This window comes from Streptococcus massiliensis DSM 18628, from assembly GCF_000380065.1.
Taxonomy (GTDB): Bacteria; Bacillota; Bacilli; order Lactobacillales; family Streptococcaceae; genus Streptococcus; species Streptococcus massiliensis.
The window spans coordinates 16,161-36,922 of sequence record NZ_KB904370.1 but is presented as its reverse complement, the minus strand read 5'-3'; the positions used below and the strand labels follow the sequence as shown (position 1 = coordinate 36,922).

At 40.5% G+C, this 20,762-nt stretch carries 17 protein-coding genes and 2 pseudogenes; 4 read left to right on the top strand and 15 right to left on the bottom strand.

Annotation, left to right across the window (positions count from 1 at the left end; all coding sequences use genetic code 11):
- Window positions 1-218: transposase (locus tag A3I3_RS0102300; RefSeq protein ID WP_018371122.1), on the top strand; the 218-nt coding region annotated here is incomplete at its 5' end.
- 33 nt (window positions 219-251) lie between these two features.
- Here the strand turns inward: A3I3_RS0102300 and A3I3_RS0102295 are convergent.
- The 3 genes from A3I3_RS0102295 to A3I3_RS0102285 form a co-directional block, all read right to left on the bottom strand.
- Entirely contained in the window at window positions 252-782 is a 531-nt protein-coding gene (locus A3I3_RS0102295) for a PTS sugar transporter subunit IIA (RefSeq protein ID WP_018371121.1), read from the bottom strand.
- A 125-nt stretch (window positions 783-907) separates the two neighbouring features.
- Window positions 908-1,801, bottom strand: coding sequence for a fructokinase ScrK (gene scrK / locus A3I3_RS0102290; protein ID WP_018371120.1), 894 nt, complete (start codon window positions 1,799-1,801; stop codon window positions 908-910).
- 275 nt (window positions 1,802-2,076) lie between these two features.
- A complete protein-coding gene (locus tag A3I3_RS0102285) occupies window positions 2,077-3,975 on the bottom strand; it encodes a sucrose-specific PTS transporter subunit IIBC (protein ID WP_018371119.1) in 1,899 nt (632 codons plus the stop codon).
- A 193-nt stretch (window positions 3,976-4,168) separates the two neighbouring features.
- On the opposite strand from A3I3_RS0102285, the gene A3I3_RS0102280 reads away from it, so the two are divergent.
- Window positions 4,169-5,623 carry a sucrose-6-phosphate hydrolase gene (locus A3I3_RS0102280; RefSeq protein ID WP_026129827.1) on the top strand — a complete coding sequence of 485 codons (1,455 nt, stop codon included), beginning with the start codon at window positions 4,169-4,171 and terminating at the stop codon, window positions 5,621-5,623.
- Window positions 5,604-6,569: a LacI family DNA-binding transcriptional regulator gene (locus tag A3I3_RS0102275; RefSeq protein WP_018371117.1), complete on the top strand. Its 966-nt coding sequence runs from the start codon at window positions 5,604-5,606 to the stop codon at window positions 6,567-6,569. Before A3I3_RS0102280 ends, A3I3_RS0102275 begins: the two co-directional genes overlap by 20 nt.
- Window positions 6,570-6,643: 74 nt before the next feature.
- On the opposite strand, the gene A3I3_RS0102270 is transcribed toward A3I3_RS0102275, so the two are convergent.
- From A3I3_RS0102270 to A3I3_RS0102245, 6 genes are all read right to left on the bottom strand, one after another.
- Complete coding sequence (locus A3I3_RS0102270) at window positions 6,644-7,132, bottom strand: prolyl-tRNA synthetase associated domain-containing protein (RefSeq protein WP_018371116.1); 489 nt, start codon at window positions 7,130-7,132, stop codon at window positions 6,644-6,646.
- A gap of 67 nt (window positions 7,133-7,199) precedes the next feature.
- Entirely contained in the window at window positions 7,200-8,588 is a 1,389-nt protein-coding gene (locus A3I3_RS0102265) for an ABC transporter ATP-binding protein (protein WP_018371115.1), read from the bottom strand.
- On the bottom strand, window positions 8,581-9,279 hold the full coding sequence (locus A3I3_RS0102260) for an energy-coupling factor transporter transmembrane component T (RefSeq protein ID WP_018371114.1): 699 nt from the start codon (window positions 9,277-9,279) through the stop codon (window positions 8,581-8,583). Before A3I3_RS0102260 ends, A3I3_RS0102265 begins: the two co-directional genes overlap by 8 nt.
- 4 nt (window positions 9,280-9,283) lie before the next feature.
- Window positions 9,284-9,871, bottom strand: a complete 588-nt coding sequence (locus A3I3_RS0102255) for an MptD family putative ECF transporter S component (RefSeq protein WP_018371113.1) — start codon at window positions 9,869-9,871, stop codon at window positions 9,284-9,286.
- A gap of 61 nt (window positions 9,872-9,932) precedes the next feature.
- Complete coding sequence (locus A3I3_RS0102250; protein ID WP_018371112.1) at window positions 9,933-11,660, bottom strand: ABC transporter ATP-binding protein; 1,728 nt, start codon at window positions 11,658-11,660, stop codon at window positions 9,933-9,935.
- Entirely contained in the window at window positions 11,657-13,393 is a 1,737-nt protein-coding gene (locus A3I3_RS0102245; protein ID WP_398574974.1) for an ABC transporter ATP-binding protein, read from the bottom strand. Before A3I3_RS0102245 ends, A3I3_RS0102250 begins: the two co-directional genes overlap by 4 nt.
- Window positions 13,394-13,559: 166 nt before the next feature.
- On the opposite strand from A3I3_RS0102245, the gene A3I3_RS0102240 reads away from it, so the two are divergent.
- Entirely contained in the window at window positions 13,560-14,576 is a 1,017-nt protein-coding gene (locus A3I3_RS0102240) for a helix-turn-helix domain-containing protein (protein ID WP_018371110.1), read from the top strand.
- 79 nt (window positions 14,577-14,655) lie between these two features.
- On the opposite strand, the gene A3I3_RS0102235 is transcribed toward A3I3_RS0102240, so the two are convergent.
- The 6 genes and pseudogenes from A3I3_RS0102235 to pknB form a co-directional block, all read right to left on the bottom strand.
- Window positions 14,656-15,015 (bottom strand): CvfD/Ygs/GSP13 family RNA-binding post-transcriptional regulator, encoded by a 360-nt coding sequence (locus A3I3_RS0102235; RefSeq protein ID WP_018371109.1) that lies wholly within the window; start codon window positions 15,013-15,015, stop codon window positions 14,656-14,658.
- A pseudogene (locus tag A3I3_RS11235) lies at window positions 15,012-16,414 on the bottom strand (bifunctional Cof-type HAD-IIB family hydrolase/peptidylprolyl isomerase). Before A3I3_RS11235 ends, A3I3_RS0102235 begins: the two are co-directional and overlap by 4 nt.
- A 41-nt stretch (window positions 16,415-16,455) precedes the next feature.
- Window positions 16,456-17,088 carry a response regulator transcription factor gene (locus A3I3_RS0102225; protein WP_018371107.1) on the bottom strand — a complete coding sequence of 211 codons (633 nt, stop codon included), beginning with the start codon at window positions 17,086-17,088 and terminating at the stop codon, window positions 16,456-16,458.
- A complete protein-coding gene (locus tag A3I3_RS0102220; RefSeq protein ID WP_018371106.1) occupies window positions 17,085-18,092 on the bottom strand; it encodes an envelope stress sensor histidine kinase LiaS in 1,008 nt (335 codons plus the stop codon). Before A3I3_RS0102220 ends, A3I3_RS0102225 begins: the two co-directional genes overlap by 4 nt.
- A complete protein-coding gene (gene liaF / locus A3I3_RS0102215) occupies window positions 18,089-18,781 on the bottom strand; it encodes a cell wall-active antibiotics response protein LiaF (RefSeq protein ID WP_018371105.1) in 693 nt (230 codons plus the stop codon). The genes A3I3_RS0102220 and liaF overlap by 4 nt, the downstream gene beginning before the upstream one ends.
- A gap of 275 nt (window positions 18,782-19,056) precedes the next feature.
- Window positions 19,057-20,721: pseudogene (gene pknB / locus A3I3_RS0102210) on the bottom strand (Stk1 family PASTA domain-containing Ser/Thr kinase); the annotation flags it as partial.
- Window positions 20,722-20,762: the final 41 nt, after the last annotated feature.

Here is a 20,762-nt window from a genome sequence, read left to right as displayed (position 1 = left end):
AGACTGTTTTTAAGACTTTTTTGAAAGAGAGGGACAAGATTATCAATGCTTTGGAACTTCCCTACTCAAATGCTAAGCTAGAGGCCACTAACAACCTTATCAAGGTTATCAAGCGCAACGCTTTCGGCTTTCGGAACTTTGACAACTTTAAAACTAGAATTCTCATCGCTTTAAATATCAAAAAGGAGAGAACCAATTCGGTTCTCTCCAGATCTTAGCTGACATCAACCCACTACAGTTGACAAAGAGCCTCAAATCTCTAATTTAAGAAGTGGTGTACCATGAACAACAGAGCCTTCTACAAGACTAGTTATCGAAGTATAGTCTATCGTATTGGTTACGATAACCATTATAGTCGTACCAAGTCCTGCGGCAACAATTTTTTCACGGTCAAAACTTCCCAGAAGCTCTCCCGACTTAACAAAATCTCCCTGCTTCACCATCTGTTTAAAACCATCACCATTTAAGCTGACTGTATCAATTCCAATATGTATTAGAACCTCTGCCCCGCCTGGCGCCTTTAAGCCATAAGCATGTTTCGTTTCAAAGGCAATCGTCACTTGTGCATCAAAAGGAGCATAAACCATACCATCTGTTGGCTCAATAGCAATTCCTTGCCCCATAATACCATTGGCAAAAACGGGATCCTTAGCTTCTACCAAAGGGAAAGCCTGACCAGACGCTGGAGCTAACACAAGCTCATCCTGTCTCCTGACCTCCTTTGAAATAGTGGATTTTTCAGCTGGCTCACCATCTCCAAACATTTTTTTCAACCAAGACATCTTCAAGCTCCCTGTAAACGTTTTACTTATTTTAGTTTAGCATTTTACACAAAAATGTCAATACGGCAACAATTTTATAGAAAAAATCTGCCTACACTGACGAGATAGATTTTATTTTATAAAAATTATTTTTCACTAACTTCCTTGGCAAGAACAAAATTTCCAAGAGTAGCGGAGCCATTTCCTGCCACCGCAGGTGTGACAATGTACTCCCGTAAATCTTTAGGTACAGGGATATAATCATTGAGAAGGACCGCAAACTTGTCACGCACACGATTTGCCATGTGCTCTTGTGCCATAACCCCTCCACCAAAGACGATGATGTCTGGCCTGAAAGTCACGGTTGCATTGACCGCCGCTTGCGCAATATAGTAAGCTTGAACATCCCAAACGCTGCTATTCAACTCAATATTCTCACCACGCACGCCTGTTCGCGCTTCAAGACTGGGACCAGCTGCCATCCCTTCTAAACAGCCCTTGTGGAAAGGACAAACACCGTCAAACTCTTTTTCAACATCCATAGGGTGCTTAGCCACATAATAATGCCCCATTTCAGGATGTCCAATCCCACCAATAAATTGACCACGCTGAATCACACCAGCTCCAATCCCCGTCCCAATCGTATAGTAAACTAGATTTTCAATGCGTCCGCCTGCATTATTTCGCGCCACTACTTCACCATAAGCAGAGCTATTAACATCTGTCGTAAAGTAAATCGGTACATTTAAAGCACGTCGCAAAGCACCGACAATATCGACATTTGCCCAGTGTGGTTTAGGTGTCGTTGTAATAAAACCATACGTTTTTGAATTAGGATCAATGTCAATCGGACCAAATGAACCAACCGCAAGACCAGCTAAATTCTCAAGACGAGAGAAAAATGCAATTGCCTTATCCAACGTTTCAATCGGTGTGGTCGTTGGAAATTGTGTTTTTTCTATTACTTCAAAATTTTCATCTCCAACCGCACATACAAATTTTGTACCGCCAGCTTCTAGGCTTCCATACAATTTTGTCATTTCAAGACCTCTTTTTATTTTGTTTTCTTCTCTATTCATTATAGCATATCTTCGTATGACTTCTGAGTAAAAATCTTACTTTTCCTTCTCTTTTTCAAAGAAAAGGGAGTGGGAAAGAACTGAAAAGAGTTCGTTTCCCACCCCTGCACAGTTGATTGACAACTTTGAGACGTGAAGCGAGCAAAGAAAACAATCAACCGCTGTATTAATGTGTTTTGTTAACCAAAAGTGAAGAAGCTGAACCCTTTTGCTCAGCCTCTTATCACATTATACGGTTAGGCTTTTAGCTCAATCACAGCATCGCCTTTCGCTACTGTACCCTCTGCAACAGGAGTAACAGAAGCATAATCAGCTGTGTTGGTAATAATCACCATAGTTGTGTCATCAAGACCAGCGGCTGCAATTTTCGCAGCATCAAATGTACCAAGAACATCGCCAGCTTTCACCTTATCACCTTGAGCAACTTTTTGATCAAATCCGTCACCGTTCATAGAAACTGTGTCAATACCTACGTGAATCAAGATTTCAGCACCTTTTGTCGTTTTCAAGCCATAAGCGTGACCAGTTGCAAATGCGATTGTCACTTCTGCATCCGCAGGAGCATACACAACACCTTCACTAGGTTTCACCGCAACTCCTTGTCCCATAGCACCGCTAGAGAATACTGGATCATTGACATCTTTCAAGTCAACCATTTGACCAACGATTGGAGAAACGATTGTTTCATCAGAAAGGACTGGCGCAGCTGCTTCATTAGCTTCTACTACTTCTTTTGCTTCAGTCACTTCTTCTTCAGCATCTTTGTAACCAAACGCATAAGTCAAACCAAATCCAAGACCAGTAGTGACAAGTACCATAAAGATATATTGAAGAACTTGACCATTCAGATAGAGAAGCGTACCTGGGATAATGGTAATCCCAAATCCAGTACCAGCAAGTCCAAGAATAGAAGCTAACCAACCACCAGCAGCACCGGCAACAAGACCAAGTACAAATGGTTTACCATAACGTAAGTTTACCCCGAAAATAGCTGGTTCAGTAATTCCAAGACCTGCAGAGAGAGCAGCCGGGAATGCAAGAGCTTTTAGTTTTTTAGATTTTGTTTTTACACCAACTGCAAGAGTTGCACCCGCTTGGGCAGTCATAGCAGCTGTGATGATCGCATTAAAGGCATCTTTTCCTTCATTTGCAATCAATTGTGCTTCTAGTAAGTTGAAGATATGGTGAACACCTGTCACGACGATCAACTGGTGAACACCACCAAGGATCAGTCCTGCAAGTCCAAATGGTAAAGCAAGGATCGCTTTAGTTGCTGCAAGAATAACATTTTCAAGTGAGTGGAAGATTGGACCAATGACAAAGAGACCAAGGATAGACATTACAAGGAAAGTCAAGAATGGCACAACTAAAAGGTCAAGCACATCTGGAATTTTCTTATGCAGCCATTTTTCCAATTTTGCACCGAGTAAGCCGATGAAGAAGGCTGGCAAGACTGAGTTCTGGTAACCAACAACTGGAATGAAACCAAAGAACATAATCGGTTTTGCTGCACCAGAAGCTACATCCCAAGCATTTGGCAGAGCCGTATTTACCAACATCAAACCAAGTACAATACCAATAACAGGATTTCCACCGAAAACGCGGAAAGCTGACCATGAAATCAAAGCTGGGAAGAAGGCAAAGGCAGTGTCAGTCAAAACAACTGTATAAGTGTAAAAGTCTGAGGCTGCAAAAGCTTTTGAAGTAGTTCCAAACAAACCAAGAATGGTATCATTGTTAATCGCACCACGAATCCCCATGAAAAGACCTGTTGCCACGATAGCTGGCAAGATTGGGACAAATACGTCACCAAAGGTGCGGACAGCGCGTTGGAACCAGTTCCCTTGCTTAGCTGCTTCAGCTTTTTGCTCACCAGTTGAAGCTGTTGGCAAGCCCAGCGCTACTACTTCATCATAAATCTTATTAACCGTGCCCGTACCAAAAATGATTTGGTATTGACCTGAGTTGAAGAAAGCACCCTGTACTTTTTCAAGGTTTTCGACTCTGTCCTTATCAATTTTAGCCTCGTCTTTGACCATCACCCGCAAACGAGTCGCACAATGAGCAACACTATTGACATTCTCACGTCCACCAATGGCTTCAATGACCTGTTTTGCAATGTCCTTGTTTTCCATTTGGAAATCTCCTTATAAAATTTTTGAAAATTTATGAAAGCGATTTTATTCGCCCTACGACTATTATTTTAACATGATTTTAAAATATGTCAAGCGTTTTGCAGAAATTTTATTTTTTTCTAGTTTTTTTGTTGATTTTTATCTCGAAAACGTTTACTATAGAAGAAAGAAATTCAATTTTGGAGGAAAGAAATTGACTTGGACTACTGAAAAGCGCTACAGACGCTACGAAGACTGGACGCAAGAAGAAATCGAACAAATCAAAAAGAACATCGAACAATCACCTTGGCGGGCAACCTATCATGTGGAGCCTAAGACGGGCTTACTCAACGACCCCAACGGCTTCTCCTATTTTAACGGCAAATGGGTGGTTTTTTATCAAAATTTCCCTTTTGGGGCAGCTCATGGTCTCAAATGCTGGGTGCAATTAGAAAGCGAGGACTTGGTTCACTTTAAGGAGACTGGGGTGCGGCTTCTGCCCGATACAGAACTGGACAGCCACGGCGCTTATTCTGGCTCTGCCATGGAGTTTAATGACCAGCTTTTCCTCTTTTACACGGGAAATCATCGCGATGAAAACTGGGTGCGCCACCCTTATCAAATCGGCGCTCTCTTAGACAAAAATGGACAGATTAATAAAATTGACCAAGTTTTAATTGAGCAGCCTGCTGATACAACCGATCACTTCCGCGATCCACAAATTTTCAACTATCGTGGACAATTTTACGCCATTGTCGGCGGACAAAAGCTTGACAAAAAAGGCTATATCAAGCTCTACAAGGCACTTGATAACGACTACCGTAACTGGCAAGTCGTGGGTGATTTGGACTACGCTAGCGACAACACCGCCTATATGATAGAGTGCCCAAATCTGGTCTTCATTGATGAACAGCCTGTTCTGCTTTACTGCCCGCAAGGCTTAGATAAGAAGGTCCTTTCCTACGATAATATTTATCCAAACACTTATAAAATAGGTCAAGCATTTGACACAAAAACCGCTACTTTGATTGGGCCTAGTCCAATCAAAAATCTGGATTATGGTTTTGAATGCTATGCCACTCAAGCCTTTAACGCACCTGACGGGCGGGCGCTAGCAGTTAGCTGGCTTGGACTGCCTGATGTGGATTATCCGTCCGACCGCTTTGACCACCAAGGAGTCTTCTCTCTGGTCAAGGAATTGAGCATCAAAAACGGTAAACTTTATCAACATCCGGTCAATGCTATCACAAATCTTCGTGACAGTGAAGAAAGTCTTTCAAATAAGAACCACACTCATAATACTTATGAACTCGAGCTAACTCTTCCCGCAGGACAAAGCCATGAATTGGTTCTTTTTGCAGATGAGAACAAAGAAGGACTACGCATTGTGTTTGACTTAGAGAAAGGACAAGTTCTTGTTGATCGCAGTCAAGCTGGTGAACAATATGCTACAAAATTTGGCACCAGCCGCTCTTGTGATATTAGCCCAACAGATACTACTGTCAATATCTTCGTTGACAAATCTATTTTTGAAATTTTTATCAATAAAGGAGAAAAAGTTTTTTCCGGTCGTGTTTTCCCACATGAAAACCAATCTGGTATTTATGTAACCAAAGGAGCACCTAGTGGAAAATACTATGAATTAGTCTATGGTCGCAAAACTAACTGATGTAGCTGAACTGGCAGGATGCAGCCCAACAACTGTCTCCCGTGTCATCAATAAAAAAGGTTATCTGTCAGATAAAACTGTACAAAAGGTCAAGAAAGCCATGCGTGAACTTGGTTACAAGCCCAATAATGTTGCACGCAGCTTGCAAGGAAAACCGGCCAAATTGATTGGGCTCATTTTTCCCAATATCAGCAATGTTTTTTATGCAGAATTAATTGATAAACTGGAGCACGAACTCTTCAAGCATGGTTACAAAACTATTATCTGTAATAGCGAACACGACTCGACCAAGGAACGCGAGTACATCGAAATGCTAGAAGCCAACCAAGTGGATGGTATTATCTCAGGCAGTCATAATCTGGGAATTTCTGATTATGATCGCGTAACAGCACCGATCATTTCTTTCGACCGCAACCTATCTCCGGATATCCCTGTAGTTTCCTCTGATAACTATGCAGGCGGTGTGCTAGCAGCCGAAACCTTGGTCAAGGCAGGTGCCCAAAAAATTATCATGATCACAGGAAATGACAATTCCAACTCACCTACAGGATTACGCCACGCTGGCTTCGCCTCTGTTTTACCTGATGCAGCAATCATTAATGTATCAAGTGATTTTTCTCCTATCCGCAAAGAAATGGAAATCAAAAATATCCTAACAACTGTCAAGCTTGACGCTATCTTTGCTTCAGATGATCTAACTGCTATTTTGATTATGAAGGTGGCTGGTGAATTAGGAATTCAACTGCCGCAAGAATTGAAAGTGATCGGTTACGACGGTACTTATTTTGTGGAAAATTATTATCCGCACTTAGCAACCATTAAACAACCAATGAAAGAAATTGCCACTCTCTGCGTAGATCTGCTCCTTAAGAAAATTGCAGGACAAGAAGTCAAGACAACAGGCTATTTCCTGCCTGTAACTCTACTTCCGGGAAAAAGTGTATAAAAAAAGGATTGACTCAAGTCAGTCCTTTTTCTAATAATCAAAAAATTGAATTACTTTTTATAAAATAGAGCTGTTTACAAATCAACAACTGTTACTTGGTAACCGATAGACTCGATATAGTTCAGCAAGTCTGGAGTATCCAAGAAAATCGTCTTTTCATTAGTATTAGGATGAAAACTCATACGCTTTTCAGGTACAATCTCGCTATCTATATAAACCAAAATATCATGTTCCTTATTATTGAGCAGTCCAAATGGTGAAACAACTCCTGGCGGCAAGAGCATTTTTTCATATAAACTGTCGCTAGAAGCCATACGAATTCTATTAGCTCCCACTATTTCCCTAAAAGCATCCATATCCAACATCTTTTGGTCATCCATGATGAGTAAATAATATTGGGTCTTCTTTTTATTAGTTAGAAACATGGTCTTGGTACGAACCCCTTCAATCCCTTCGATGAAACTATCTGCCTGTTCTGTTGTCAGGGCTGGTTCATGCTCAACAATTTGAAAAGCAATATCTAGCTCTTTTAGTTTTTCTTCAACGGGTGTATATAAGTCCATTATTAGCCTCCTTCACTTATATCGAATGTAGGTTTTCTTACCTAGTATGATAACACCTGCAAATAAACTAGTTAACACATGTCGAAAAATTTTTCACAAACTCAATAATTCTACCGCCGCATTCTTTGATTAGTTCATAATCATGCGTAACAATTAGAATCGTTTTTCCTGCCTCTGCCATCTCTTTTAAGTCTCTAATCATTTGTTCCATTTGTGATTTACACAGACCGCTAGTCGGCTCATCCAAAAGAACAATTGGGCGGTTGGACACTCGTGCCATAGCCAATAATAAGCGTTGCTTTTCTCCACCTGATAAGGTTTGAGGGTGCTGCTCTCGCTTTTCCCACAAATGAAGCCGTTCTAAAGCGGCTTTTTTGGCTACTTCATCATCACTTACAATGGAAATTTCTGACCAAACCGATTCAGTAAAAATTTGGTAATTGACATCCTGCATGACCATGCTGATAAATTGATAACTAGGTTTGACTATCCTCTCTCGATAAAAAGTCTGCCCTTGAAATTTCTTTTCCAGACCTGCCAAACAACGTAAAAAGGTTGTCTTTCCTACACCGTTTTCACCAATAATAAAATGGATTCCTTGTTCAAAAGCAAGATCCATGTCAAAAACAAGCTTATCACCATATGAATACTTGTAATTTTGACAAAGCAGATTTCCATTTTCTTTTGAATGGCTATATAACTTTTTGCTCCTAATCTCACCTAATTCGCTCTTAGATAGCTCCAGTAAGCGCCGCAAGCGATAAGACGAAAGCAATTCTTGATTAATTTGACCAGCAGAAAAGATATGTGCTTTTCGTTCTTTGAGAATAATCAGTTGATCCAAAATTTCTTTCAAATAATACAGACGATGCTCTGCAACAATGACAATTTTGCCCATGGATTTAAGTAATTGCAAAACACGGCAAAAATGCTGAATTGCCTGACGATCTAGGGAAGCTGATGGTTCATCAAACAGATAAATATCATTGTCCATACAAGCGACACTAGTAATAGCCAAGAGCTGTTTTTCACCGCCCGATAAAGTAAAAATATCTCGATCAAGCAGTTTTTCTGTTTCCAGTAATTTCGTATAGTGACTTATTCGCTTTCTAATTTCTTTTGGGGAAACTTGGCGATTTTCTAGTGCAAAAGCCATTTCGTCGGTCGAATTGACTGTGTAGAACTGTGTCTTGGGATTTTGGAAAACTGTTGAAACAAAAGAACTGCGTTCTGATATATCCAAATTTTGAAAATTTTTTCCTTGAAACATCACCTGACCGCTGATTGTTGCTTTTTGAAAATAAGGAATAACTCCATTAATCAATTTAATCAAGCTACTTTTACCACAGCCAGAATTCCCCGTAATGACACTGATTTGCCCTGGCATAAAAGTAAGTTCTAAATTTTCTAGTATCGGTTCCTCATAGGCTAAAGAAACCTGCTGAAATTCAAGCATAACGACTCCAAATATCTAATAGTAATACGCCAAGCATAAGTCCAATCAAGAGATAATCCCAAAAACGTAGACGAGTTTCCGAGATAGTTGTTCGCTTCCGACCGACTACCATACCACGAGTCATAGCTGAAATTGCTACATCATCAGCGGTTCGTGATAAGCACATCAAAAGAGGCACTAATTGATACTCTAACATCTTCATTGGCTCACGGAAATAGTTTTTCCAAGTTAAACCGTGAAGGTACATTGCTTCACGGATATAACGATAGTCTTCTTTTACCGTATAAAAGAAACGAAACATGACTGAAATAGGAATAATCAAAACATCAGGCAATTTCATAGCTTGCAAAGAAGCTACTAGATCGCTCATCGTAGTTGTGATTAGACTATAACGTCCCATAACTAGACCCGGCGCCATACGCAGAATCACCATAACCAAAAGTAAAAACAAACTATCCAGCACAGATGATGACATATGGTGCAAGAAAAATATCTGTACCCCCAGAGCTGCACCTAACCAAATCAATCCATAAAAACATTCGCGATACCTTTTATCTAGGAACAGAAGCAAATATGGTAAGACTGATAAAAGAACAATGACTGGGAAATACTGGCGATAGAGATTTCCTAACAAAAGAACAAAGGAAATCACAACTGTCATAATCGCCTTGGTTCGAAAGTCTAATTTCATAATATTACATCATTCCTGCCCGCTTAAAATGCTTGTTGAGAAGTTTGATGCCAAGACTAGCTCCCAAGTAAGCCCCAACACAACCAAGTAATACGATAGGAATCAAGGACCAGTTTGGCAGCACGCTCATCATTTCCTCCGCGTATTTTTTCCCATAACCTGTATCAATTAGTTTTTGGATATAGGCTTCACGACCGATAAAGATCGGAATAAAGTTAAAAACAGTATAAATAGAGTAAACAACCAGAGCCCAACGTGTATGATTGACACTGTGATAATGACCTTGTTTAAGGATCCATTCACTAATCAGAGAAAGAAGGATAATTCCTGGTAAAATATAAATTCCATGCCCTGTCACAGTGAAAAGCAAACCTGTAATAGCTCCCATAATGAGAATCATTCCAAAACGATGAATCTTTGTAGAATAAAGCATGAAGACTGGACCAGCTATGAATGAACAAAGAAAGGGAATGGCAGGCATTAGAACAGGAATAAGCCCAAACATGCCTCCGATAAAGGTTGCCACAAAGACAAGGAGGGAAAAAAGACCTGCATTAATTAAATCTTTAGCTGTAAATGTTTCTTGTTTCATAATATTTCCTTTCATTTTGCAAGAGTTACGAACAGATAGGCTGTTCTTAACCCTTTTTTAGTTAGGCGCGATAGCGGAATTTATCAATTTTTTCAGCTGTTGCCACAAGCTCCTGATAAACACCAGAACTTGTCAGTAGCTCTTGATGCTTACCAATTCCTTCGACTTGACCGTCTTTCATCACAACAATCTGATCTGCGTTTTCGATAGATTTGAGACGGTGTGAAATGATGATGACTGTCTTATCTTTCAAAAGCAGATTGAGACTTTCTTGAATCATTTTTTCATTTTCAATATCAAGAGATGAAGCAATTTCATCTAAAATAACAATCGGTGCTTGCTTCAACATAGCTCTTGCGATAGAAATCCGCTGACGTTCCCCACCTGATAGCTTAGCCCCATTTTCACCGATCAGAGTATCATAGCCTTCTGGTAGACGAGCGATAAAATCCTCGCAGCGAGCCAAACGTGCTGCTTCTTTAACTTCTTCATCACTAGCACTTGGACGCCCCAAGCGGATATTTTCCAGCACTGTGTCATTGAACAGAGTCACTTCCTGAAATACAATAGAAATGGCACTAAATAAACTATCAGTATCCAAATCACGAATATCATATCCATCAATCAAGATGTGACCACTGTCATAGTCATATAGACGTGATAACAGGCGCAATAAAGTCGTCTTCCCACAACCAGAAGGACCAACTAGAGCCGTTACTTGATTTTGCTTAGCAGTAAATGAAACATGGTCAATCACTTTTTGGTCTTCTTTATAAGCAAAGGAAACATCTTCCAAAACAATATCGAAATGCTTGAGTTCTACCGATTTTCCCTTTTGTTGAGGAGTTTCTCGCAAACTTTTAATTTGCTTTACAGCAACATCAATATGTAAGAGCTCCGTGATATTTGCCGTCAGACCTTCTAAAGCGTCCATCATTTTTACCGCTACCAACAAATAACCCAGCACATAAAGAAGAGGTACCTGACCTTGTAAATAAAGAATTGAAGACACCAATACCACAATTCCTAAAGTAAATCGAATCAAAATATTGGCAAGCATCAAAGGAATTCCTTGTGTTAATTCAGATTTGAGATGCAATTTTTCACTTTTTTCCATCTGGTCTCTGAGATTCTGAGCAAACTTATGATGTAAATTATAGGCCTTTAGTTCTTCTTGCAGTTCAATAGCTGACTGAAAACTTTCCGAATTCTCTCTCAATTGCTGCCAGTACTTCGTCGTCATGTCAAGTTGCATCTTTTTCGACAAGAGAAGCAAACCCATAGTAAGCAGAATAGGCAAAAGGACGCTCAGCCCCAGATAGACATTGCCTAGTAGCATCAACACAGCCATTAGAATGAAATAAACCACAAAAGCAATAGTCTTTGCAATTGCATGGCTAAGCGCATGCTCCAAACGCTCCACATCACTCATCAGTGTCTGTGATAAATCAGACAAGTCATGATTTGAAAAATAAGATAAGGGAAGTTTCTGCAGTATCCCAGCAATATCTAGACGAATATTTGCACTTTCTTGATAGGTTGTCGTATAAGTAGCATTGTAATCGGTATATAAGAGTCCGTACAAGACAAGGACTACTGCTACAAGAGCGGCACTTAAAGCCCAAAGGTTAGGCACTGTTCCAGATAGCAAATTTTCAATATAAAACATCAGAAGAAAGAAGGGTAGCATCTGACCAAAAAAGAGAGCGAGTGATACCCAGCAAGATTTCAACAAATTCTCTGCTCCCTTGTCAGTCAAGGCAAAGAGCGCCTGTAATTTTTCTTTCATGGCAACCTCCATTCATTAGCTTTTTGGTAGAGTTCTTTTAATTCTTGGTAGCGTCCGGCTTGCTTAGACAAGGCTTCTTCGCTTCCTCTTTCGACAATCCTACCATTTTCCACAACTAAAATCTCATCTACTCCCTTAATAGAACTCAAGCGATGCGCAATAATGATAACTGTTTTACCTTCAATCAAATTAGCGAAGGCTTTTTGGATATGGTATTCATTATTGACATCTGTTGCTGCTGACGCCTCATCCAAGATGATGATAGCTGCATCTTTTAAAATAGCACGAGCGATAGCAATTCGCTGCATTTCTCCGCCTGATAAATGAACGTGCTTTGCACCGATCAGCGTTGCTTCGCGTTCTGGGAATTTATCCAAAATATCCTGACAGGAAGCTAGCTCCAAGGCACGCATGACTTCCTCACGACTAGCATTGGGATTGCCTATTTTCACATTATCAAAAATAGACATCTTGAATAGTTTAGCCTGTTGAAATACAAAAGCCAAATGTTTCATCATTCCATCTTGACTATAGTTTGCTAGTGGCACGCCGCCAAGTAGAACTTCTCCGTCGGAAACCTTGTAAAATCCAGCGATGAGTTTAGCAATTGTTGACTTACCACTACCGCTGCTACCGACCAAAGCGTAGACCCTACCAGCTTCTAACTTGAAAGATAAATGATCCAAAACCTGTTTGCCGTCATAGTCAAAAGATACATTTTTAAATTCAATGCTTGCATCTTTCAACTCTTCTTGTTCCCCTTCATAGGTTCGATCTGCTGTCATCTCTGCTACCAAATCTTCAATCTTGCTGACAGAAGAATTAGCCTTATACTGGTACATAGCCAGATACATCACCCTCATAAAAGAATTAAAAACGATCCCGACAATAGAGTAAAAAAAGATGAGCTGTGGTAAAAAAGTCACCTGTTCTTGCAGTGGAAATAGCAGAGCAAAAATTGGTAGAGCGAATAAGACATAGGTTGAGAGCAATAGTTGAAACAAAACATAGGCTGTACGACAGCTAAAACTATAGTCTAAAGATTGATCTGCGTAACTCTGAATGCTATCATGTAAAATCCGAAAGGAAGAAACGGATGTCTGGAATATCTTTATCACCTGAATCCCACGCACATATTCTACTGTACTAGCGTTCAAATTTTCAAGCGCTTCCATGTATCGTCCCATCAATTCCTTATTCCCAATCATCCCACCGACCAGAGCTACGCCAAGAAGGATTAAAAGAATTAAAAGAAGCCCCAAAATCCAATGAATTTTAAAACTGATCCACAGTAGAACAATAGGGGTTACCACCACTGCCGTAATATCCGGAATCAAGTGAGCCACGATAGCGTGAATTTCCGCTGCATTGTCATCAATAATCTTTCTTATTTTCCCAGATGGCATCTTGTTAAAAAAAGAAAAATTAGATCGTTCTAGACCGTCAATTCCGACCTTACGCAAATTCGTTTCCAGACGAAAAGCTACAATATGCGTCAAAAGCCCCGCAACAAAATAGCAAAATACACCTAAACCCATCAAATAAATAATCTGAACGGCCAACTGAAAACCAGCCTCTGCATCTTCAGACAAAATAAGTTCTTGTAAAAATCTGTAAAAATCATACAAGGCACCTACCATTAGTAAAGATGAAATGGCAGCTAACAAAATAGCAAGATAAGCCAGCCATTTCCCCTCTGGAACAAAGGAAAACAACTTTTTATAAGTTTTAATCATAAACTTTCCCCTTTCATTATCACTCAACAGCTTGTCAATCTTGCAAAAAAGCATTATAATATTTTTATATTCTATTGTAACACGGGAAAAAATGAATAACAAGATTTCTAAAAATTATGTCTAAATGTGTTATCTGGCTAATCGTGACATTTTGGAGAAGAAAATGAAAAGCAGCTACGAAAACTATATAGAAAATAAGGGTTATACGCAACTAAAACATTGCCAACGATTTGCCCCCCAAGGCAAAACCTATCATCTCCGTTCTGAGAATATGGAAGGGTTTTATTGGGTGTTAGAAACAGATTGTTTTGCTATCAACATTCACGACTTTCTGATAAAAAAAGATAGCTTTAGCCAACATGATTTATCAAAACTACCTCAATTTTACGCCTTTTCTTCCTACACTAAGTGCGCCCAAGGCGAACAGCTCTCTCCTTATCAGCCCTTATCTCCTAACCAAGCTCACCTCACTCTCAATAAAGGCCAAACTATGCGTTATCTTCTTCATGCCAATTCTAACTATCAGTCAGTTGGAATTAACTTCAAAGAACAGATAATCCATGATTACTTGGTAGAACAGTGCCAGCTGAATGAGGACAAAATTGAAAATATTTTCCAAATCGCTCATCCGTTAATTGCTAAAGACCTAGAAAGAATTGCAAATGAAATTGTCAACTATAAATTAGAAAATATGGCGAGCACGCTCTTTTATGAGATTAAAGCAAAAGAATGGCTAAGTGTTATTCTCAATGCCTATCAACTTTCAAAGTGTAAGCATGCCGTTTGCCCTGCGGATGAACAAGCCTTAGCTAATGTTTGCAACTATATTAAAGATCATCTGGCAACACAAATTCCACAAGATCTGTTGGCACAGATTGCCATGATGAGTAAAACCAAACTAAAAAATTGTTTTAAACAACAATACAAGATGACCTTAACAGAATTTATCCAGCTTCAAAGGATGAAACAAGCTAAACAGCTCCTGATCTCAACCAACTTAGAAATCAGTGATGTTGCTAAAAGTGTCGGCTATCAATCGCACAGTCGCTTTGCTAATCTCTTCAAAAAATATATGGGCCTTTACCCCCATAATATTCGTCAACAGATAATGTCGCCACTTTCTCAAGGTTGTCAATCCTGCTGCAACGAACAATGTCAAACTAAAAAACTTTTGACTTAGGAATCCTTGTGAAATAGCCTATATAAAAACGAACAAAATCTTCATTCAGTAAACTTCTGAATAAGATTTTGTTCGTTCTTTACTTTTTAATTCCTAAATCATTCAAGCTTTCTTTTATCCAAGTTTTCATATTCCGCCTAAAGGGTTCAAAACCTATTTGGTAGCGATCATTGGAAAAGCGATGATGACGCATGACGCTTTGTTTGTCCTCTTCCAAAGCTCTCAAAGACAAACTAACCTTGCCTGTGTATTGATCAATATCAACAATTTGGACAAAAATTTCTTGTCCGACTTCTAGAAAATCGTGGATATTTTCTACAAAGCCAGCTCGAACTTCTGAAATATGAATCAGTCCAATCTCTTTGTTTGAGAGTTCAACAAAGGCGCCGTAGGAACGAATACCTGTGACCTTCCCCTTGACCTTGTCACCAATTTTCATTCGTCCACAACCTCAATCGTTTCAATGACAACGTCTTGAACTGGCTTGTCCATAGCCCCTATCTCCACAGCTGCAATCTTGTCCAAAACTTGATAAGAAGCCTCGTCAGCTAATTGACCAAAAACAGTATGACGGCGGTCTAGATGAGGGGTACCACCTTTGGCCGCATAGAGTTCAGCGATAGGCTCTGGCCAGCCACCGCGGCTTAATTCCTTGGCAGAATAAGGAAGGCTGCTATTTTGCACGATGAAAAACTGGCTGCCATTGGTATTGGGGCCGGCATTTGCCATAGAAAGCGCTCCGCGGACATTATAAAGTTCAGGCGAAAATTCATCTTCAAACTTCTCGCCGTAGATAGACTGCCCGCCCATACCTGTACCGGTCGGGTCACCACCTTGAATCATAAAATCTTTAATAATCCGGTGGAAAATCACGCCGTCATAGTAGCCGTCCTTGGCTAGGGCGATAAAATTCGCTACCGTTTTAGGCGCTTGCTCTGGAAAGAGCTGGATATTCAGCTCTCCCAGATTAGTCTTAATGGTCGCTTTTGGACCTGCAACCTGCTCTAGATCAACTTGTGGAAATTGTAATTCCTTTTCTACCATTCCTAATTCCTCTAAGGCATAAAAAATGCCGTCTTCCTCTACTGTTTTTGTAATATAATCTGCTTTTTTGGCAAGCAAGGGGTGGGACACACCCATGGCGATACTGAGACCTGCATAGTCAAATAATTCTAAATCATTGACCTCGTCGCCAAAGACCAGAAGATTTTCTGGCTTGAGCCCCAAGTGCTCCATGACCTTAGCCACCCCAGCTGCTTTGGAGCCTGTCTGTGGGACAATGTCGCAAGAGATTGGATGCCAACGCACCGCGCGAAGGTGAGCTGCCAGATCCTCTGGTAAATCAGGCTGCACGCCGTCCTTTTCAAAGGTCCACATCTGATAAACATCGTGATTTTGATAATAATCTGGCACAGTCGGCAAGTCTGGATAAATAATGTCCATGGCCTCGCTAATTTCAGGTGTGCGAGTGGATAGCACCGCGTCATGACTGCCCGCAAAGCCATAATCAATCCCAGCTTTTTTGTCCAAGCCACATAGGCTTCCACGATAGGCTGGGGAATGACCCGCTGGTGAATAACCTGTCCTTTTTTGTCCTCCACATAGGCACCGTTCAGGGTCACAAAAAAATCTGGCTCCAAGGCGCGAATTTCAGGAACGACACCATAAATGCCACGCCCTGAGGCAATTCCAGTCAAAATCCCCTTGGCTTTCAAACTCTTGAACACTTGCTGGATAGACTCTGGCATAAAGCCGGTATTTTTCACACGAAGAGTATCGTCAATATCGAAAAAAACGATTTTAATTTTTTTAGCTTTGTATTTCAGTTTTGCGTCCAAGGTTGGCCTCTTTCTTTTTGAGCTTTTTCTATTATACCATATTACACATCTTCTTGTGGAACCAAGTGATGCTGAAAGGCATAAACAACTGCCTGCGTGCGGTCATTGACTTCTAATTTTGCTAAAATATTTGAGACGTGCGTCTTGACCGTTTTCAAGGAAATAAAGAGCTCGTCTGCAATCCGCTGATTTTCATAACCCTTAGCCAAAAGCCCCAAAATATCTCGTTCACGCGCCGTCAAATCGTCGTGAAGTTCTGCATGATTGCGGTGATATTCAAACTTTTGATTAACTTCGGTCTCAATCGCTAATTCACCACGATTGACTTTTTCAAGTGCCAGTAAAATTTCTTCAGCCGCTGATGTTTTTAGCATATAGCCACGCGCTCCTGCCTCTAAAACAGGGGCGATTTTTTCGTTATCTAGGTAGGAAGTCAAAATTAAAATTTTAGCCTCCTTCCAGTCCTTAAGAATAGCAAGAGTTGCCTCAATTCCTGACATCTCCGGCATAACAATATCCATGACAATAACATCCGGTCGCAATTCCAGTGCTTTTTCAACTCCCTCACGACCGTCTGCTGCTTCAGCAATTACTTCCACATCTGGCTGCAAATTTAAGTAACTTTTCAGACCTAAACGTACCATTTCGTGGTCATCAACTAGTAAAATTTTCATCTATCGTCCTCGCTTTTATCCAAAATAGGAACCCGAATATCAATCGCCACTCCCTGCTTAGGAGCTGTCAACAACTTCATAGTCCCTGCCATATCCTGTACCCGCTCCTGAATATTTTTCAATCCATAACTAAGCTCATCTGCCTCATCTCGCTCAAAACCAATACCATCATCCACCATTTTAAACTGCAATTCATGTTCATTTTGATAAAGATAAACAGATAGCTGATGTGCTTTCGCATGACGAAGGGTATTGCTGATGATTTCCTGTGCAATCCGAAAAATATGTTCTTCAATCATTTGTGGAAGTCGTCCCACTTGATGTTCAAAGAAGACTTTCACTTCACTCTTATCTCTGACCTCCGCCAAAATAACAGACATACCCTCAACCAAGGTTCGACCTTCTAGCTCCTGTGGGCGCAAGTGCAAAAGCAAAATCCGCAAGTCTTTTTGAGCTGTTTCCAGAATATCACCTACTCCTGTTAACTGCGTTTTGAGTTGATTTTTATCTAAGTTCTCAACTTGACCGGACAAACCTGATAAGATCATACTCGCTGCAAAAAGTTCCTGACTAACCGTGTCATGCAAGTCACGAGCAATCCGACGACGTTCATTTTCGACTGTTAACTCACGATCAGCAAACGCTTGATTTTCCGACTGTTGAACACTCTCTGTCAACTGTTGAAGCTTGTCAGAAAGCCGAACCAGATCCTGATCCAATTCTTTCTCATTTGTTTTGGTTAAAGTTTTTCCTTGTAAAAGCCGACGAATACTTTTCTGAAAATGACGCATTTGCAACTCTTGCGACATCCTCAAAAGAAAAAGCAGGAGTGCACTAAAACCTATTGATAAAATGAAAACGAAAAAGAGAAATTTCTCCAATTTAACCCAATCTGACCAAAGATTCTGCCAACTGATGTCAAAAAGTCCAAGCAGATGGTAAATGACCAAACCTACGATAAGGCTGATATAGAGAAAAAAACTTAGATAGTACCACTTTTTCATGCTCGTACCACCTCAATGTTGCCTATTAAACCCGAAACAACGATTTTTACGCTCTTATTTGCGCGCTCGTAATCCCAACTTTTTTTAGTCAGATATTCATTACGGAGAAAGACCGATTCTTCTTCAAAGAAATTCACTTGGCCGTAGAGGCTATTAACTTGTAAACTAACCGCCACATCAACTGGCACAATAATTTTTGTATCTCCAAAAAGTTTACGCAAAAGAATAACATTGTCATGATTTGTTAAGACAACTTCCTCCAGATGAATCGTATCTCGTCCACTAAGATGCACTAGGTTGATATCATCAAACTGGCAACGATCTTGGCTAAAATGGTGAATGTCTCCCCACCAACGATTTTTTTCAGCTGGTGAAGCCATTTCTTTAAAATGCAAGACAGTTGCCTCTCGTTCCCGCTGTAAATAAGGAGAGAAGAGAAAAAAACCATAAACAACAGCAAAAACAATCCCTGCAATGACAAAGGGATTAAACATTGTCACAAAAAAGAAGAGAGCAAAGGCTGCAACGAGGAGAAAATTATTTCGTTGCTCTCCTCTGTAATAATAAAGTAAAAGCAAAAAAAGAATGAGCAAGATCAAGACACGCGACAAATCATCTGCTAGCATCGTGACCAAAGCCAGCACTCCTAAAATTGCCTCAACGAGGAGAAAAAATTTGATTTTCCACATGGGGTCCTCCAATATATTCATCTTTATTCTACCAAATTTTTAAGAAAAAGACCTCAGTCTAAGGTTTGAGATAAGACTTTATCTGTAAAGTAAAAAGCAAAAACCTGAATCAGAAAGATTCAGGCTGTTATCTAATTTTCTGCACGAGACGAAGAGCTTGTACTGTCACTGCTTGAAGAACTTGTTTCTTCGTCTGAAGAATTGCGGCTGCTCCGTGAACCGGAAGAACTTGAGGAGCTGCTTGAGGAAGTCTTGCTTGCTTCAGATACATAAAGGGTAATTTTCCCATTCTTCAAGTTGACGGATTGACCTGCTGCCGGAGACTGTGACGTTACCAAATCAGACTGGCTAGCTGTCACCGAACGGTCAACGACACGTTCAATATTGCTAGCAGAGACCCCCATTTCAAGCAACATATTTCGTGCATTTGCATAAGTATATTGAAGACTTCCAAAATCTGGCATCGTGATATTAGCTGCCGGTTTAGCTACTTTAAAGGTAATTTTATCACCAGATGATAAATCGTAGGTTGAACCTGCCGCCGGTGTCTGAGTAATAACCGTTCCCTCATCATATTCAAAGGTTTCAACTTCTTCAATTACAATCGATTTTTCAGATACCTTATGATTGAGTTTCAAGTCGTCTACTGCTTTTGTATATTTTTGCCCAACATAGTCATCAATGATAAAGGTTTTAGGACCTTTAGATACGATAATATTAATCTTACTTCCTTCTTTGCGCTGGCTACCTGCTTTAGGATCCGTCTGAATGACCTTACCTGATTCGACTGAATCGCTATTTTCCTCAACAACTTCGCCCACAATTAAATTCTTACTTTCAATTGTTTCACGTGCTTGTGCTAAAGTCTGTCCTGCCACATCTGGTACTGTAGCACTAGAAGGATTGGTAAGAAAGAGTGCTGCCAAGGCTGCAATCACCAATACAACTGCCCCTATCATCACCTTGTACCGGGCGCGCAAGCGACGACGCTTTTTAGGCTTACTAGTAGGCTGAGGTTGCGAATCATCACGTGGATGTTCTGGTTCTTGCCGTGCCAACTCAGGCTGCTGAACTGCTGGGGCTGGTTTACTGACTGCCTGCACAGGGGCAAGTGGCACCTTAGGCAAGGTCTTGGTATCCACATTGTCTTCAAAAACTAACTTAGGTTCATTACGACGTTCATAAGAAAGACAGCTAGACAGATCCGTGTACATTTCTGCAACATTCTTATAACGATCTGTTAGTTTTTTTGCCGTTGCTTTTAAGACAACATTTTCAAGTGCTTGTGGTACTTGTGGATTCTCCGCAATAATTGATGGTAGCGGCTTTTGGAAATGCTGAAGAGCAATCGTTACAGCGCTATCCCCATCGTAAGGGATATGTCCTGTAAGCATTTCGTAAAAGATAATCCCCATGGCATAGATATCACTCTGCACGGTCGCCTTAGAACCACGAGCTTGTTCTGGTGAGAGATAGTGAACGCTTCCCAGCATTGAATTAGTCTGGGTCAAGCTAGTCTCAGCAAAAGCCACTGCAATCCCAAAATCCGTCACCTTTACCTGACCATCTGCTGTCAAGAGGACATTTTGTGGTTTTAAATCTCGATGGACAATCCCGCGCATATGAGCTAAACGCATAGCCAGAAGAATTTGTCCCATCAAACGAACGGCTTCTTCATTAGAAAGAGGAGCATTTTCTTTGATGTAGCGTTTCAGGTCAAGCCCTGATACGTACTCCATAGCCAGATATTGCTGGCCGTCTTCCTCTCCCATATCTGTAATCCGAACAATATGTGGATGATTCAGCTCCGACATAGCCCGCGCTTCTCTTTGAAAACGAGCTACCGCAATTGGATCTGTCTGATAATTGGTTCGCAGAACCTTGACCGCAACTTCCTCGCTGTCAAGAATCAGATCCTTGGCCAAGTAGACATCTGCCATTCCTCCACGGCCAATTTGCTGAATAATCTTATAGCGTCCGG